Raw genomic sequence first — 14914 nt, 5'->3', positions numbered from 1 at the left:
TTAATAATTAGCGATTAGAAGCGCAGGCGGCGGTAGACAATTTGACCATTACACAGGGTAGCGCAGTTATCAATGTAACGGTCGCCTTCAATTTTAACGCCCTGAGTATCTTCAAAAACAATCTTCTCTTTTTGCAGTTTAACAATCGAAATATCAGCAAACGCGCCGGGCGCCAGGGTACCAATTTGTCCCTGCATCTTCATCAGGCGGGCCGGCGTAGCGGTTACCGCGCGAACAATATCGAAGAAGGACATTCCCATGTTGAGATATTTCGACATGACGTGGAGCAGACTGTAGACCTTATCCGTCCGTAAGCTATTTCTTAAAGTGAGATCGGTACTAATGATATCAGGATAGAATCCCTGCGCCATGGCGGTTCTGGCGACGTGAAAATCAAAGTGGGCCACGCCGTTTGAACAGTCGAAGATAACGCCCCGGGACTGGGCCTCTTTTATCGCCGCATAGACCTCGCCCTGTTCATTGAGAATCGAGTGGCCGGTGCCGTGGAAACAGTGCGCGTAAATATCATCGGCATTAAAATAGCGGATTAGTTCATCGGCGCAGAGAAGAGAGTCCGTGACGTGAACGCAAATCGTGGTATCCAGTTTACGCGCCAGGGAGACGGTAGAGAGAAGAGGGTCGCTGGCGTACTGTTTCCCTTTAGCGATATCCTGGCTGTAGCGTAGTTTCAGGCCGAGAATATTGTCTCTGTTGCCATTCAGCGTTTGCGCTATCTTCTCCTCGTTGTAATTTGCCGGATTGGTATTTTCCAGATAACCGGTCGGCCCGCCTCCGAGAGTAGAAAGTCCGACGTTGACCACGTTCAGATAGCTTTTGATTTTCACCATGGCAGGATGAATCACGCTATTGCGAAAAAGCTGATAATTTACCCAGCCGCTGCTGCCGGCATCGACCATACTGGTGACCCCATTTGGCAAGCATACGATATCAGGGTTAACACTGATGGCGGTCCCGCCATGAAAAACATGGCCATGGAAGTCGATTAAGCCAGGCAGTACGATACAACCTGCGGCATCAATAACCGTTTCGGCCTGTAAATCATCAACGGCATTTAAGTCAACGATACGATCGCCGATGATGCCAATATTGCGATTAATATAATCGCGGCTATCAAGATCGGCGACCAGACCGTTTTTAATCAGAATATCCAGTTTCATTTTATGCTCCTGTTAAATGCCGATAAACTTCCAGTAGGGAATACCGATCAGGAAGAAGATTAATACGTTGACCACCACCATGATGGTGCCCAGCATCCAGAATGTTTTTTGCGGCACGTAGCCGCTGGAGAACGTAAATACGCCAGCGCCGTTGCCATAGTGCGTCAGCAATGCGCCATAGCCTGCGGAGAAGGCCAGAGAAAGCGCCACATACATAGGATGCGCCTGAGTCGTCATTCCCAGGGTAAAAAGTACCGGGTAGAATGAGACCACGAACGCGCTATTAGAGACAAAGAAATAGCGGACAGCAAGGCTGATAAAGACCAGGACGGCAATCGCGCTGATTTCATTCAGGTGCGACAGGTCAAGATAGTTTTTGATAACGTCGACCAGGAAGACATAGAACCCGCCTTTTGATAGCGCAACTGCGCATCCATAAAACGCGCCGTACCAGACGAAGGTCTGCCAGGCCGATTTTTCGCTCACCACGTCGTTCCAGCTCAGGACGCCGAAAAGCAGCAGGCAGGCGAGGAAAGCCAGGCCGACGGGAATAAAGGCGATGCCGGTAATGGAGCCCGTCATCCAGCCGAGTACGCCCAGAATAAAGAATACGATCAACAGCTTCTCTTCGCGCTTTACCGGACCCAGTTCACGCAGGCCTTTTTCAGCAATTTCGTTGACGTTATCAATAACTTTGAGTTCCGGGGCGTAGATTTTATACAGAATCCATGGCGCGAGCAGCAGCACCAGTCCGGCGGGCACAATGGCGGCTTTAAACCAGGTCATCCATTCGAGATTCACTTTCATGATCTCGTTAGCCAGCGAGACGGTAATTGAGTTGGTCGCCATCCCCGTCAGAAACAGGCTGGAGGTTCCCATTGAGACGACGTACATCAGGATGGTTAGATAGGCGCCGATTTTCCGGCTACCGTCGTCGGGCTTCGAGCCCAGCGCTTCGGCGATGTTCCTGAAGATGGGATAGGTGATGCCTCCGGAACGGGACATATTTGAACCCGTTGCCGGGGCCAGTACGGTATCCGTCACCATCATCAGATAGCCCAGGGTGAGGGTATTTTTACCGTAGCGTTTTAGCAGCAGATAGGCGATACGTTTACCCAGACCGGTAATGACAAACGCTTTGCAAATAATAAAGGCGCTGATGATAAACCAGACCATCGGGCTACCAAAACCCGCAAACAGAGGAGCAGGGTCGAGAACCAGAGAGGCAAACCCGAGAATAATCAGCATAATGACCGCATCGGTAAACGGACGTAAAACCAGTCCGCACAGCATCGCCAGATAGATGCCAACCATATGCCAGGTCGGCGCGGCGACGCCTTCCGGGTGCGGTATTATCCAAAATAAAACGGGAAAAAAGATAATGGGCAAGAGTTTTAAATAAAGCATTTTTATTACCTTTGCTTTAAAGCCACGGCCCGTCAGGGCACCGCGGCCTGATATTATTTAATCAAATTAACGATACATGTCGTCGATAAACTCAACGCCTGTCTCATCCAGTGATTTTTTGACCCAAAGGCGATTCGCGGTGCCGTTTTTCGCGGCCTCTACTTTGCTTGCATCGAATTTTGCATAATCTTTGGCTTTATTCAGTACGGCTTCTGCGTCGCCGAGGGGGATAACAATGACGCCATCCGCATCGCCGACGATCAGGTCGCCCGGACAAACCGCGACGCCGCCAACGGCGATCGGCGTGTTCACCTCGCCAGGACCTTGTTTAAACGGGCCTGCGGGGTTGGAGCCGGTGGCGAACAGTGGAAAATCGAGAACCGACAGCGCATCGATGTCACGGATTGGCCCGTCCAGCACGATACCGGCGACTTTCTTCATGCAGTGGGCGTAGGCCACCATGATCTCGCCCATCAGCGCTCGCGAACGGTCGCCTTCGTTGGAGACCACAATCACATCGTTCTCACCCGCCATATCCAGCGCGGCGTGCAGCATCAGGTTATCGCCCGCACGAACTTTTACGGTGATGGCGAAGCCCGCCATAATCGGTTTTTTCGGCGAAGAAATCCGTTTAATCCCGTTACCCAGTACGGCAATACGATTCATGGTGTCAGCAATATTCGCCGCCGGGAGCTGTTCAAATTCTTTCAGAAGATCAACGCTGCAGGCCGGACGTTTTAAAAAAATACGGTTACCAATAGTCATGTTTTTCTCCTTAAAAACCCGGCACCGGCCAGGATGGTTTCTTACCGGATAAGACTTCATCAATGCCAATCGCGGAATGGAGCGAGGCTCTGTCGGTCGCTTCGATAGTGGCGGCGCCAATGTGCGGGGCAATCACGATATTGCTTAGCGAGAAAATCGGATCGTTGGCATCAAACGGCTCTTTCTTTAAGACGTCCACGCCCGCTCCGGCGATAGCGTGGGTGCTCAAGGCGTGATACAGCGCTTTTTCATCAACCAGCTTTCCGCGTGCGGTATTAATGAAGTAGGCGGTGGGCTTCATCATGGAAAACTGTTTCTCACCAACAAAATCGGTGGTTTCCGCGGTCGTCGGGCAGTGCAGAGAAACGAAGTCGCTCTCTTTGAAAATACGGTCAAAATCGTCGGTGAGTTCTACGCCTTCGGGGATCTGCTGCTGGGTTTTATACGGATCGTAGGCGATAACTTTCATATTAAAGCCATGCAGCGCTTTGATTGCCACGCGTGAACCGATATTTCCCACGCCAATCAGACCCAGCGTTTTACCATCCAGCTCCACTTTTGGCGTGCGCAGTTTTGCCCAGTAATAATCTTCAAGCATCTTTTCCTGTACCAGCTTGAAATTACGCGAGCAGTGCAGCATATAAAATATGGCCAGTTCGGCAACGGACATGCTGTTCGCAATTGGCGCATTTAATACGACTACGCCGTGACGTTTCGCTGACTCCAGATCGACCGTATCGTAACCGGCACCGTGTCGTGCAACGACTTTCAGCTTTTTAGCCGCCTCAAATACGCGATCGGACATTTTTGAAAGGCGTACGATAATACCGTCGCAGTCCCCGATGTCGCGAATGATATCTTCTTCTTCCATCCCTGATCCGTTAATCAGCTGATAACCGCGACTTTCCAGGTATTCTCTCCCTTCAGCCATGATTTCCTGCGGGAGTAAAATTTTGTACGTCATTTAACTATCTCCAGTGTTGATTACGTGGAGGTAATTGCATGGCGTGTGCCATAAATTAATTCAGCAAGTGCGTTTTCTTTAATTGATTGATAGATATGAATATTTTGTTTTTTGGTTGGCTGGCTTATAGTGATGTCGTTCACATCCGCAGACGCCGCCGCGAGACTGGATATTTAATAATGAAATGGCTGAAATGCATAATTAAATGCGCTAGCGGTCAGCTTCACACTTTATTTTATTTGTAGGGGCGGAGGGGCCGTTTGTACCGATTGACATTGCGTAATGGACAACTTAAAACGTAAGCCAAAGGTTTAATCAGGAGGAATTTCGGCAATGAATAAATCACAGGTGGAGATATTCATGCTTATGGTTCGGGAGGGGAGTATTCACTTTGCATCGCAGCGGCTGAGTATTGCCCCTTCGCTAATAACAACCAGCATATGTGCGCTAGAAAATGAACTGGGTTTTAACCTGATTACGCGTGGCAGGAATATCAGAAAAGTTATTTTAACGGAGAAAGGGCACGCTTTTTATCGACTTGCACCGGATTTACTGAGATTGCTTAATGCGATTGCTGATATTCGTGCGGGAATAAAACAGCCCGGCAAGACGTGCCCGCCGGGCGCAATAATCAATTCAGGCCAAGAAAATACTGGGCGATTTTAAAATAGATAATTAATCCGGTACCGTCGATGAGGGTGGCGATAAACGGCGCTGACACCACCGCCGGGTCGATGCCGACGCGCTTAAGCGTCAGGGGGATCACCGACGACACCACCGCGCTCCACAGGGTGATGCATACCAGCGTCAGGCTGACAATCAGGGTGATCTCCATGCCGATGCCCATCATCCAGGCGCGCAGGCAGCCCGCCAGGCCGAGCGTGATGGCGATCAGCAGCGAGGTTGAGACCTCTTTGCGGATCACGCGTCCCATATCGCGCAGTCGCACTTCCCCGAGCGCCATCGAACGTACTAGCGTAGAGGTTATCTGCGTTCCGCTGTTTCCGCCGGTACCAATCAGCAGTGGTATGAAAAAGGCCAGCGCGATAGCCGATTCCAGCGCCTCTTCAAAATGCTGTAACACGCTGCTGGTGTAGGCTTCGGCGACAAAGAGCAGCAGCAGCCATACCGAACGTTTTTTCCACAGCGCCCACGGGCTGGTTTCCAGATAGGGCTTTTCCAGCGGCAGCGTCGCCCCCTGGCGCTGAGCATCCTCGGTCACGTCATCTTCCAGCAGATGAGCGATCTCTTTTTCCATCAGGCAGCCGACCAGCTTACCCTTTTCGACCACCGGCACCAGATCGAGCCCGCGCTCGCCGAGTTCGGCGACCACCTGCGGGCGCGGGTCGTCGGGCCTGACGCGAAACAGACAGCTATCCATTAAATAACGGATGGATTGCGCGGTATCGCTCTCCTGCAGCAGCTTTTTAATCGATAAACTGCCGCGCAGTTTTTTTCCGGCGACGACAAAAACCTGGCCGGGGATCTCATCGCTGGCCAGCTGAGAAACGAACAGTTCTCGCGCCTCATGAACGCTGAGATGCTCCGGCAGGGTAATAAAATCGGTACGCATGTACTGGGCAATTGCGTCGCCGTCGAAAGTCGAAGTCGCCTGGTGTGCGGCGCACAGTTGAATGGAAGACATGGTGTAATTCCCTATAAAAAATCACTCATAGGGGCGAACAAGACAGGATGAGCACAGGCAGATCCCTACGTCCTGGTTTTAGCACTGCACAACGTATCTGTCCGACATGAACGCCGTCAGAAGTTACCTTGGCAACACCTTGATTCGATGGAAGCCTGTATTTCCCTGAGTGGTCTCTCTCGATACCAACAGGGCGGTAACTTATGTTTATGCAGGAGCCTCGCCATAACGAGATCGTTAAATGAGACGTGATTATTAGCGAAGTGAAATAATTAACCAAACGTATAATTCATGTCGTTTATTAATGGTTGAGAAAAACCGCTGCGAGGCGCATGGGCTAACGAGCCAGCATGATAGCGTTAGCCCCACTCGCGAGTTAAAAAGCCGTTTATCGCCGCGCACAGTTTATGAGTGAGGAGATTCCTTCTCCGTCGGCAGGCACTGCAAATGGCCGTGGCGCACGCCGCGCTGGGCGATAACGTCATCGGCAAAATGCTGAACGTCGCCCATATCCCCCTTCAGCACGGCAATTTCCAGACAATCGTCGTGATTAATATGCACATGCAGAGTGGCGACGGAGAGATCGTGGTGGTGATGTTGGGTGGAGACTAAACGGCTGGCGAGATCGCGTTTCTCATGTTCATAGACGTAAGAGAGCACCGCGAAGCCCTGGGTACCGTGCTCCTGAGCGGCCTCCTGGGCCAGCGCGCCGCGCAGAATATCGCGGATCGCTTCGGAACGGTTGTTGTAGCCACGGCGCTGGCTCAGGCTATCCAGCGTATCGAGTAAATCGTCATCGAGAGTAATGGTAATTCGTTGCATCTGGCTTAAACCTTATTTCGGCGCACGGGAAAGGCGGGAAGTACCGCATTTTGTAACACGCGACCGGCGTCAGAGGAAAAAGTTAATGCCACGCCCACGGTTTGTATCTCCACGATTTTCCCCTCATCCATCACCATCACCCGCTGGCAAAAGCGCTCAACCAGGCGTAAATCGTGGGTGATAAAAAGGCAGGCGGTGCCGAACTGCTGCTGGAGCTTTTTGAGCAGACGAATAACGCTCGCCTGGATCACGAGGTCGAGGTTAGAAACCGCCTCATCCAGGATCAGCAGCTTCGGTTCTACCGTCAGCGCCCGCGCCAGGCAGATGCGCTGTAGCTGCCCGCCGCTCAGCTGCGGGGGGCGCTTATTCAGCACGCTATCGTCAAGATCCACCGCCCTGAGCATTTCGCTGGCCCGGGCCAGCTGCTCCGCTTTCGTCAACGATAGCAGGTGACGCATAGGCTCGCGCAGAATCTCGCGTACGGTTTTACGCGGATTGACCGCGCTGATGGCGTCCTGAAACACCATCTGAATATCCCGACGGAACGCCTTTTGTTTAGCGCGATTGAGCCTGGAGAGCGGCTCTCCCCGCCAGCAGATGCGACCCTGCGTTGGGGATTCCAGGCCGACGAGCAGGCGCGCCAGCGTGCTTTTGCCGCAGCCGCTACGCCCCAGCAGGGCCACGGTTTCACCGCTTTTCAGCGCTAAAGAGACCTCTGTTAGCACCTTTAAGTCCGGGTAGTGATGGGTAATTGTCGAGGCGGTCAGTAATGTCATCAGCTTAGCTCCAGACCATAAAGGGCGAGATGCGCCGCCACCAGCCCGCGGGTGATGTCGTGTCGCGGGGCGCGAAACAGTGATTCCACATCGCCCTGTTCCACAATGCTGCCGCTATCCATTACCGCGACATCGTCCGCCAGCCTGGCCACCACCCCCATATCATGCGTCACCAGCAGCATGCCGGGGCCGCGGTTTTGCATAATACTTACCAGCAGATCGAGAATGCGTGCCTGGACCACCGCGTCCAGATCGGTGGTGGGTTCGTCGGCAACGATAAAGGGCGCATCGCACAGCAACGCCATAGCAATCATCATTCGCTGCAGCATGCCGCCGCTCATCTCAAACGGGTATAGCTTGAGCACGCGCGGCGCGTTCTCCAGCCCGACGGCTTCCAGCGCCGCAATAAGCGTGGCGTCGTCTGAGGCTTTATCCAGGGCCCGGCAGGTTTCCCGGGCGTGATCGGCCATTGTTCGCAGCGGATTAAAAGCGCTGCGCGGATTCTGCATAATGGTGGCGATTTTGCTGCCGCGTAGCGCACAGGGAGAAACCGGCTGGCCGTCGGCAAGGATTATCCCGGCCGTCTGGCGTACGCCGGGAGGCAAAATGCCCAGCGCCGCGGCGCAGGTCAGGGATTTGCCGCTGCCGCTGCCGCCAACCAGCGCCAGCACGCGTCCGCGTTTGATCGTCAAAGAAACGCCGTGCACCAGCGGACGCTCGGCCCGTAAGGCGATGTTTTGCAGTTCAATTTGTTGCGGCATCAGTGGGTATGCTCCGTAACCAGATGAGGGTCCAGACGATCGCGCAGCGCGTCACCCACCATGTTAAAGGCCATCACGGTGATAAATAGCGCCAGCCCCGGCCAGAACATTTGCAGCGGCTGGGTCCAGATATATTGGCGCGCGTCGTTAATCATCACCCCCCATTCGGCGGTGGGCGCGGTGACGCCGAGGCCAAGGAACGACATCCCGGCGACGTGCAGCATCATGTGACCAATATCCAGCGTCGCCAGTACCAGCAGAGACGGAATCACGGCACCGGCCAGATGGTCGATAAACACCCGAACATGGCCCGCGCCGGAAAGCCGGGAAGCGAGCACAAATTCGCGCTGGCGCAGGGAGAGGGTCAGGCTGCGCACCATCCGTGCGTACCACGCCCAGTGCGACAGGGCGATGGCGATAATCACATTGGTCAGCCCGGTTCCCAGCACGCCGACCATAAAGAAAGAGAGGATCGAGGTCGGGAAAGTCATAAACATATCCGCGATGCGCATGGTGACCTGATCGACGCGACCACCGATAAGCCCCGCGCTGCCGCCGACGATCAATCCCAGCGCCAGCACCAGCAGCAGGCAGGCCATCACCGAGCCAAGCGATACGCGTGTTGCCGCCAGCAGGCGCGAGAAGATATCGCGCCCCAGATGATCGGTGCCCAGCCAGTGTTGACTATCAGGGGTCAACAGGCGCGAAGGAAGATCAATCGCCTGCGGATCGTACGGCAACCACCACTGGCTGGTGAGCGCAATTACCGCCAGCAGGGCGATGATGATGAAAGAGAGGCGGACAGACCAGCGCGAAGAGAGGAAAACGTTCACGAGTGCGCTCCTTCATGGCGACGAATGCGCGGATCCAGCGCGGCATTCAACAGATCAACCATCAGGTTACAAACCACAAAAACAATCACCATCATCAGCGTAAAGCACTGAATCACCGGATAGTCGCGGTTAAATATCGCCGAAACGGCATAACGCCCCACGCCGGGCCAGGCAAAGATATTCTCGATAATCATCGTGCCGCCAATCAGCTCGCCGATATGCATTCCTACGGCGGTGATCATCGGCAGCGAAGCGTTACGCAAAATATGACGACGTTCGGTTTGTTTCTCGTTCAGACCGCGCAGTCTGGCCCAGGTCACATGGCGCTGCCCGGCGACTTCCAGCATACTGGCGCGCAGCAGACGAGCGTTGATCGCCAGCGACATAAAGGCAATCGACACCGCCGGTAGAATGATGTGCTGCCAGCCGCCATAGCCCATCGCAGGCAACCATTGCAGGTAAACTGAAAAGAACATCACCAGCAGAAAGGCAAGCCAGAAGTTGGGCATCGACACGCCAAGAAAGGCGATAACCCGCACAATAAAATCCGGCAGGCGGTCACGATGCCGCGCCGCCCAAATACCGAGCGGTACGGAGGTGAGGAGAATCAACACCAGCGCAGCCCCCGCCAGCTGTAGCGTGGCGGGCAGGAAGTTCAGCATGTCATCCAGCACCGGACGCTGAGTGGCGAACGAGATGCCGAAATCCAGATGCAGCGCCTGCCACAGCCAGCTGCCGTACTGGACGATAAGCGGCTGATCCAGTCCCAGCATCACGCGGGTAGAGGTGACCATCTCTGGCGTTGGCGGCAGGTTCGACAGACGCAAATAGTCGAGCGCCGGGTCGCCGGTGCCCAGGCGCAGCATGAGGAAGATAATCACCGAGGCGGCGAAGATCATCGGGATCAGCAGCGAGATCCGCCGTAGCGCGTAACGTAGCATCAGGGTTTCACCGGTTTAATTTGTTCAAACGGAATTTCAGACGCAATCGGCGCGTAAGGAATAGCACCCAGCTCCGGTCTGGCGACCACCATCGTCGAGACATAGCTGATGGGCAGATACACCGCGTCATTGTGCAGACGGGTCAGAATGTCGCGGTACAACACCTGACGGTGGGGTTCGTCGGTGGTTTCCAGCACCTCGCCAATCTCTTTATCAATAACCGGTTTGTCGGCTAAACCCTGCTGCGCCTGAAAATCGGCGTGCGACGGCACGCGCATCGAACTCATAAAGGCGTGCGGATCGTACGGCGCCCCCCAGGTGCGGTTGAAAATCATGCCGAAGCGACCATCGCGCTGGCGGGCATAAATACTGCTCTCTTCCTCGCCGACCAGCGCCACGTCCACGCCAATCTGCCGCATATCGGCCTGAATGATTTCCGCCATCGACTTGCTCAGGGCGTCAGTGCCAATGAACGACAGTTCAACGCGCAGCGGCTGGCCGTTTTTCTCGCGAATCTCTTTTCCCGCAGGCAGTAGCCAGCCCGCTTTTTCCAGCAACGCTTTCGCCTGCTGCGGATCGTACCGGCGCGGCGTCAGGCCAATGTCGGCATAAGGCACGGTGGGGGCAAACAGCGTATCCGCAACCTGCTGCGTGCCGTACAGAGCGTTATCAATCAGCGATTTTTTATTCACCGCGTAGTTCAGCGCTTCACGCACCAACAGCTCACTGGTGGGCGCTTTGGCGGAATTTAGCGCCAGCATCACCGTCTCTATTGGCCGGGAAAGCCGGGTATGGTATGCCGGGTTCTGGCTAAAGCGCGCGAAGGTGTCGAGCGGCAGCAGCCCTTCGTTGCCGTAGAGCAGGTCGATATCTCCGGTTTCAAAAGCTACAGCGCGGGTCGTCGGGTCCGGGATCACCTTGACGGTAATCTTTTCAATCTGCGGCTTTTCGCCCCAGTAGCGATCGTTACGCACCAGCACGTCGTACTGATTGAGTTTTGATGCCTTCAGTACCCAAGGGCCGGTGCCAATCGGCGCTTTAATGCCGTGCAGGGTCTCATTGTCTTTAAACTGCGACGGGGCGATAAAGCGGAAAGGGCGCGGCAGGGCCAGCTCTTGCAGGAACGGGTAATACGCACTTTTCAGGGTGATTTGCAGTTGGTTTTGGCTGAGCGCTTTGACATCGACAATCTGATTGACCAGCTCCAGCCAGGCGTGGCGCTGGCGGTTATCGAGCACCACGCGGAAGTTCTCCGCGGCGGCATGGGCGTCAAACGCTTCGCCGTTGGAAAATGTCACATCATCGCGCAGGGTGAAGGTCCAGACTTTGCCGTCCGCCGAGTGGGTCCAGCTTTTGGCCAGCCAGGGTTTTACTGAGCCATCCGCCTGATACTTTACCAGCGGTTCATAGACCATGCTCTGTGCGAACATCTGGTTGGGCGTGTAGAGGTGAGGATTAAGCGGCCCCACGTTGACCGGCCATGCGGTGGTGAGTTCATTGGGCGCGGCGCAGGCCAGCAACGGAGCGCAGGCGAATAGCGCCAGCAGGGTGGTGCGGATGATAGACAAAGCATTTTCTCAGCGACAGGAAAGTATGACGATTTTAATAATTCATCATACTTTCGACGTAAGCTGGATCAATATAGGGGCTGAAAGTATAAGAAAATGGTATGTCTCTTTCGGCTGTATGCGATTGTGAACCCGCCTGCAGCCTGGCTAAGCGTAGCGCAAGCCTTGAAGCATCAGCTTCGGGAGCAGAGCGCAGCGTGGCAGAGATTCCCGGAGGCGATGCTGCGCATCTGTCCGGGCTATCAGACCCTCAGGGGGTTCTGAACAGATCCAGCAGCGTGGCGACCTGCTCATCAATGGGCGTTAAATCACGCTTAACGATCAAATGCAGCGGCGTGGCGCGCCGCGCGCCGTGTCCCAGCGGCAGCATCTTCAGCACTCCTTGCTGTAGCTGAGGGCGAATACGCTCCTCCGGCAGCCAGCCGAAACCGACCTGGTACAGCACCGCATCAATGGCGGCATCAATGGTGGAAAAGGTCCATGCATCGCGGGAGGATTGCGGGTCGTTGCTGCGATCGGCGATGCGCACCAGCGGCCAGGGGGCCAGCGCGTTATCATCCAGCGGTCCCTGAAGCGCGGAGAGCGGATGCTCGCGATGGGCGACGGCGACAAAATCAATATTCATCAGCCATTCTCCGCGGCCGGTAATATCCTGGCGGCGGGTCAGCACCATCACGTCCGCCTCGCTGCGGGCCGGATGTTCCTCTTCAACGTTTTCCAGCACTTCGGTCAGCCTGACCTGGGTCTGCGGATAGCGCTGTTGAAACTGGCGCAGAATGGCGAACAGCCGCTCGCGCGGAAAAATGCTGTCGACCACCAGGTCCAGTCGGGTCCGCGTGCCGTCGCGCAGGGTGGCGGCATGGGTTTCGACGTAAGCGAAGGCCTGCAGCAGCGGTTTAACCTGGCCAAGCAGCAGCTCACCCGCCGGGGTCAGCACCGCGCGACGGCCCGATGGCGTGAGTAGCGTGACGCCGAGGCGCTCCTGCAGCAGCGCGAGATTATAGCTCACCGACGACTGACTGCGGTGGGTCTCTTCCGCCGCCTTCGCGAAGCTACCCAGTTCGACCACCTTTTCCAGCAGCGCCCATTGTTCCAGCGTAGTCTTGTGCATGATTCATCTAAAAATTGAATGAGTTTAATCCAAACATAGCGTTATTCATCCATTTTTTAAAGCAGTATGCTTGTTCTCAACAAATAGAGGAGAACAAATTATGAGCACATTCGACAAACATGACATGAGCGGTTTTATCGGTAAACATCTGTTTTATACCTATGATAATGGCTGGAACTACGAAATTTACGTGAAAAACGCCACCACTCTGGATTACCGCATTCACAGCGGCATCGTCGCGAATCGTTGGGTGAAAGATCAACAGGCTTACATCGTTCGCGTTGGTGAAAGCATCTACAAAATTTCCTGGACCGAACCGACCGGTACCGACGTCAGCCTGATCGTAAACCTCGGCGACAAACTGTTCCACGGCACTATCTTTTTCCCACGCTGGGTGATGAATAATCCGGAAAAAACCGTCTGCTTCCAGAACGATCATATCCCGCTGATGGTTTCCTACCGTGAAGCCGGCCCGGCGTATCCGACGGAGGTGATTGATGAGTTTGCCACTATCACTTTTGTGCGCGATTGCGGCGCGGATAATGACGAAGTGATTAATTGCCCGGCTAATGAATTGCCTGAAAATTTTCCTGGCAATCTGTAATAATTTTGAAATAGTTTAGTGATTCGACTGGATTTTTTATATTTGGTCATCCATGTTTAAAAATGGCTAATTGAAAAGTGGTTTAACCTCCGTTTACTTTTCCCCACTGCGTTCCCGCTATTTCGCCATATGGCGGGAACGCTACACATCCCTTTCTCACGCTGAAATTTTTCCTACCTGATTGAATTTAAACATAATTATCATTATAAATTAATTAATATTAATTTCTTAATATTATCCTAAGCAAACCTGTCTAGATTTAATAACATCTGAATACAAAGTAATGAAACGCGGCATCGGACTGATTTGCTTTCATTTTCATTTTGTTTAAGTCAGCAGGTGCAGGATATTTCTTATCGACCCCGTGTTTAGTCGGGTCAATTACAGAACAGGAAAATGATGAGCGATTTTTTGCCGTTTTCGCGCCCGTCGATGGGCGACGCAGAGCTGGCTGCGCTGCGTGAAGTTTTGCAATCCGGCTGGATCACCACCGGACCGAAAAATCAGGCGCTGGAAGAAGCGTTTTGCGCATTAACCGGCAACCGCCACGCCATCGCCGTCAGTTCGGCGACCGGCGGCATGCACGTTACGCTGATGGCGCTGGGTATCAGCGCCGGCGATGAAGTGATCACCCCTTCGCAGACCTGGGTCTCCACGCTGAACATGATCTGCCTGCTCGGCGCGACGCCGGTGATGATCGATGTCGATCCCGATAACCTGATGATTACTCCCGAAGCGGTTGAAGCGGCGATCACTCCACGGACCAAGGCGATCGTCCCGGTGCACTATGCGGGCGCGCCGGTGGATATCGACGCCATCCGCGCGATTGCCGAGCGTCACGCTATTCCGGTGATTGAAGATGCCGCCCACGCGGCAGGGACGTACTACAAAGGCCGTCACGTCGGCTGGCGCGGCACCGCCATTTTCTCATTCCATGCGATCAAAAATATGACCTGCGCCGAAGGCGGGCTGGTTGTAACCGACGATGATGAACTGGCCGCACGTATTCGCAGCCTGAAGTTCCACGGCCTCGGCGTAGATGCTTACGATCGGCAGACCCTGGGCCGCGCCCCGCAGGCGGAGGTGATTTCGCCGGGCTTTAAATACAATCTGGCGGATATCAACGCCGCGCTGGCGCTGGTGCAGCTGGACAAGCTTGCCGCCGCCAATCAGCGCCGTGCCGCCATTGCGCAACGCTATCTCCGCGAGCTGGCGGATACGCCTTTCAGGCCGCTGGCGGTGCCGTCATGGGAGCATCAGCACGCCTGGCACCTGTTTATTATCCGCGTTGATGAAGCCGCCTGCGGTATCAGCCGCGATGCCCTGATGGAAAAACTGAAGGCCATGGGCATTGGCACCGGTCTGCACTTCCGCGCCGCGCATACGCAAAAGTATTACCGCGAGCGTTTCCCCGACGTTTCATTACCGCATACGGAATGGAACAGCGCGCGCATTTGTTCCATCCCGTTGTTCCCGGATATGACCGACGACGATGTCACTCGGGTCATTTCCGCACTGCACCAGCTGTCAGGACGTTGA

General features: G+C 54.6%; 15 protein-coding genes and 1 riboswitch. Of the genes, 3 read left to right on the top strand and 12 right to left on the bottom strand.

Annotated elements, in window-relative coordinates:
- Positions 1 to 14 precede the first annotated feature (14 nt).
- From HMPREF3178_RS01270 to HMPREF3178_RS01255, 4 genes are all read right to left on the bottom strand, one after another.
- A complete protein-coding gene (locus HMPREF3178_RS01270) occupies positions 15 to 1178 on the bottom strand; it encodes a metallo-dependent hydrolase (RefSeq protein ID WP_017145285.1) in 1164 nt (387 codons plus the stop codon).
- A 12-nt stretch (positions 1179 to 1190) separates the two neighbouring features.
- Entirely contained in the window at positions 1191 to 2585 is a 1395-nt protein-coding gene (locus HMPREF3178_RS01265) for a DASS family sodium-coupled anion symporter (protein WP_004106639.1), read from the bottom strand.
- 66 nt (positions 2586 to 2651) lie between these two features.
- On the bottom strand, positions 2652 to 3350 hold the full coding sequence (locus tag HMPREF3178_RS01260) for an RraA family protein (protein WP_004106638.1): 699 nt from the start codon (positions 3348 to 3350) through the stop codon (positions 2652 to 2654).
- A 10-nt stretch (positions 3351 to 3360) separates the two neighbouring features.
- Positions 3361 to 4314, bottom strand: coding sequence for a hydroxyacid dehydrogenase (locus HMPREF3178_RS01255; protein ID WP_004106636.1), 954 nt, complete (start codon positions 4312 to 4314; stop codon positions 3361 to 3363).
- A gap of 333 nt (positions 4315 to 4647) precedes the next feature.
- On the opposite strand from HMPREF3178_RS01255, the gene HMPREF3178_RS29265 reads away from it, so the two are divergent.
- Complete coding sequence (locus HMPREF3178_RS29265) at positions 4648 to 4980, top strand: LysR family transcriptional regulator (protein WP_004116154.1); 333 nt, start codon at positions 4648 to 4650, stop codon at positions 4978 to 4980.
- On the opposite strand, the gene HMPREF3178_RS01250 is transcribed toward HMPREF3178_RS29265, so the two are convergent.
- From HMPREF3178_RS01250 to HMPREF3178_RS01215, 8 genes are all read right to left on the bottom strand, one after another.
- Positions 4946 to 5959 carry a magnesium transporter gene (locus tag HMPREF3178_RS01250; protein ID WP_017145286.1) on the bottom strand — a complete coding sequence of 338 codons (1014 nt, stop codon included), beginning with the start codon at positions 5957 to 5959 and terminating at the stop codon, positions 4946 to 4948. The two genes, HMPREF3178_RS29265 and HMPREF3178_RS01250, sit on opposite strands and share 35 nt — an antisense overlap.
- A gap of 56 nt (positions 5960 to 6015) precedes the next feature.
- A riboswitch (M-box (ykoK) riboswitch) is annotated at positions 6016 to 6199 on the bottom strand.
- Positions 6200 to 6364: 165 nt separating this feature from the next.
- The gene (nikR, locus tag HMPREF3178_RS01245; RefSeq protein WP_004106628.1) at positions 6365 to 6781 is read right to left on the bottom strand and encodes a nickel-responsive transcriptional regulator NikR; all 417 of its coding nucleotides are present in this window, start codon (positions 6779 to 6781) and stop codon (positions 6365 to 6367) included.
- Positions 6782 to 6786: 5 nt separating this feature from the next.
- Positions 6787 to 7557, bottom strand: coding sequence for a nickel import ATP-binding protein NikE (gene nikE / locus HMPREF3178_RS01240; RefSeq protein ID WP_017145287.1), 771 nt, complete (start codon positions 7555 to 7557; stop codon positions 6787 to 6789).
- Positions 7557 to 8318, bottom strand: a complete 762-nt coding sequence (nikD, locus tag HMPREF3178_RS01235; RefSeq protein WP_004106623.1) for a nickel import ATP-binding protein NikD — start codon at positions 8316 to 8318, stop codon at positions 7557 to 7559. The genes nikE and nikD overlap by 1 nt, the downstream gene beginning before the upstream one ends.
- Positions 8318 to 9151: a nickel ABC transporter permease subunit NikC gene (gene nikC, locus HMPREF3178_RS01230; RefSeq protein ID WP_016807567.1), complete on the bottom strand. Its 834-nt coding sequence runs from the start codon at positions 9149 to 9151 to the stop codon at positions 8318 to 8320. Before nikC ends, nikD begins: the two co-directional genes overlap by 1 nt.
- Complete coding sequence (gene nikB / locus HMPREF3178_RS01225) at positions 9148 to 10092, bottom strand: nickel ABC transporter permease subunit NikB (protein WP_017145288.1); 945 nt, start codon at positions 10090 to 10092, stop codon at positions 9148 to 9150. Before nikB ends, nikC begins: the two co-directional genes overlap by 4 nt.
- On the bottom strand, positions 10092 to 11660 hold the full coding sequence (gene nikA, locus HMPREF3178_RS01220; RefSeq protein WP_017145289.1) for a nickel ABC transporter substrate-binding protein: 1569 nt from the start codon (positions 11658 to 11660) through the stop codon (positions 10092 to 10094). Before nikA ends, nikB begins: the two co-directional genes overlap by 1 nt.
- A gap of 250 nt (positions 11661 to 11910) precedes the next feature.
- Entirely contained in the window at positions 11911 to 12771 is an 861-nt protein-coding gene (locus HMPREF3178_RS01215; protein WP_004116128.1) for a LysR family transcriptional regulator, read from the bottom strand.
- 97 nt (positions 12772 to 12868) lie between these two features.
- Here HMPREF3178_RS01215 and HMPREF3178_RS01210 point away from each other — a divergent pair, with 97 nt between their 5' ends.
- Both HMPREF3178_RS01210 and arnB read left to right on the top strand, forming a co-directional pair.
- Positions 12869 to 13375 (top strand): phenolic acid decarboxylase, encoded by a 507-nt coding sequence (locus tag HMPREF3178_RS01210; RefSeq protein WP_029496771.1) that lies wholly within the window; start codon positions 12869 to 12871, stop codon positions 13373 to 13375.
- A 399-nt stretch (positions 13376 to 13774) separates the two neighbouring features.
- Positions 13775 to 14914: a UDP-4-amino-4-deoxy-L-arabinose aminotransferase gene (arnB, locus tag HMPREF3178_RS01205; RefSeq protein ID WP_016807571.1), complete on the top strand. Its 1140-nt coding sequence runs from the start codon at positions 13775 to 13777 to the stop codon at positions 14912 to 14914.

The organism is Klebsiella sp. HMSC09D12 (genome assembly GCF_001808475.1).
GTDB classification, from domain to species: domain Bacteria; phylum Pseudomonadota; class Gammaproteobacteria; order Enterobacterales; family Enterobacteriaceae; genus Klebsiella; species Klebsiella oxytoca.
The sequence above is the reverse complement of the archived record's forward strand: the minus strand, read 5'-3'. Positions and strand labels throughout refer to the sequence as shown.

Excerpts from the sequence above, each read along its gene's own strand:
- HMPREF3178_RS01270 (WP_017145285.1), bottom strand. The coding sequence starts at position 1,178 with ATGAAACTGGATATTCTGATTAAAAACGGTCTGGTCGCCGATCTTGAT.
- HMPREF3178_RS01265 (WP_004106639.1), bottom strand. The coding sequence starts at position 2,585 with ATGCTTTATTTAAAACTCTTGCCCATTATCTTTTTTCCCGTTTTATTT.
- HMPREF3178_RS01260 (WP_004106638.1), bottom strand. The coding sequence starts at position 3,350 with ATGACTATTGGTAACCGTATTTTTTTAAAACGTCCGGCCTGCAGCGTT.
- HMPREF3178_RS01255 (WP_004106636.1), bottom strand. The coding sequence starts at position 4,314 with ATGACGTACAAAATTTTACTCCCGCAGGAAATCATGGCTGAAGGGAGA.
- HMPREF3178_RS29265 (WP_004116154.1), top strand. The coding sequence starts at position 4,648 with ATGAATAAATCACAGGTGGAGATATTCATGCTTATGGTTCGGGAGGGG.
- HMPREF3178_RS01250 (WP_017145286.1), bottom strand. The coding sequence starts at position 5,959 with ATGTCTTCCATTCAACTGTGCGCCGCACACCAGGCGACTTCGACTTTC.
- nikR (WP_004106628.1), bottom strand. The coding sequence starts at position 6,781 with ATGCAACGAATTACCATTACTCTCGATGACGATTTACTCGATACGCTG.
- nikE (WP_017145287.1), bottom strand. The coding sequence starts at position 7,557 with ATGACATTACTGACCGCCTCGACAATTACCCATCACTACCCGGACTTA.
- nikD (WP_004106623.1), bottom strand. The coding sequence starts at position 8,318 with ATGCCGCAACAAATTGAACTGCAAAACATCGCCTTACGGGCCGAGCGT.
- nikB (WP_017145288.1), bottom strand. The coding sequence starts at position 10,092 with ATGCTACGTTACGCGCTACGGCGGATCTCGCTGCTGATCCCGATGATC.
- HMPREF3178_RS01215 (WP_004116128.1), bottom strand. The coding sequence starts at position 12,771 with ATGCACAAGACTACGCTGGAACAATGGGCGCTGCTGGAAAAGGTGGTC.
- arnB (WP_016807571.1), top strand. The coding sequence starts at position 13,775 with ATGAGCGATTTTTTGCCGTTTTCGCGCCCGTCGATGGGCGACGCAGAG.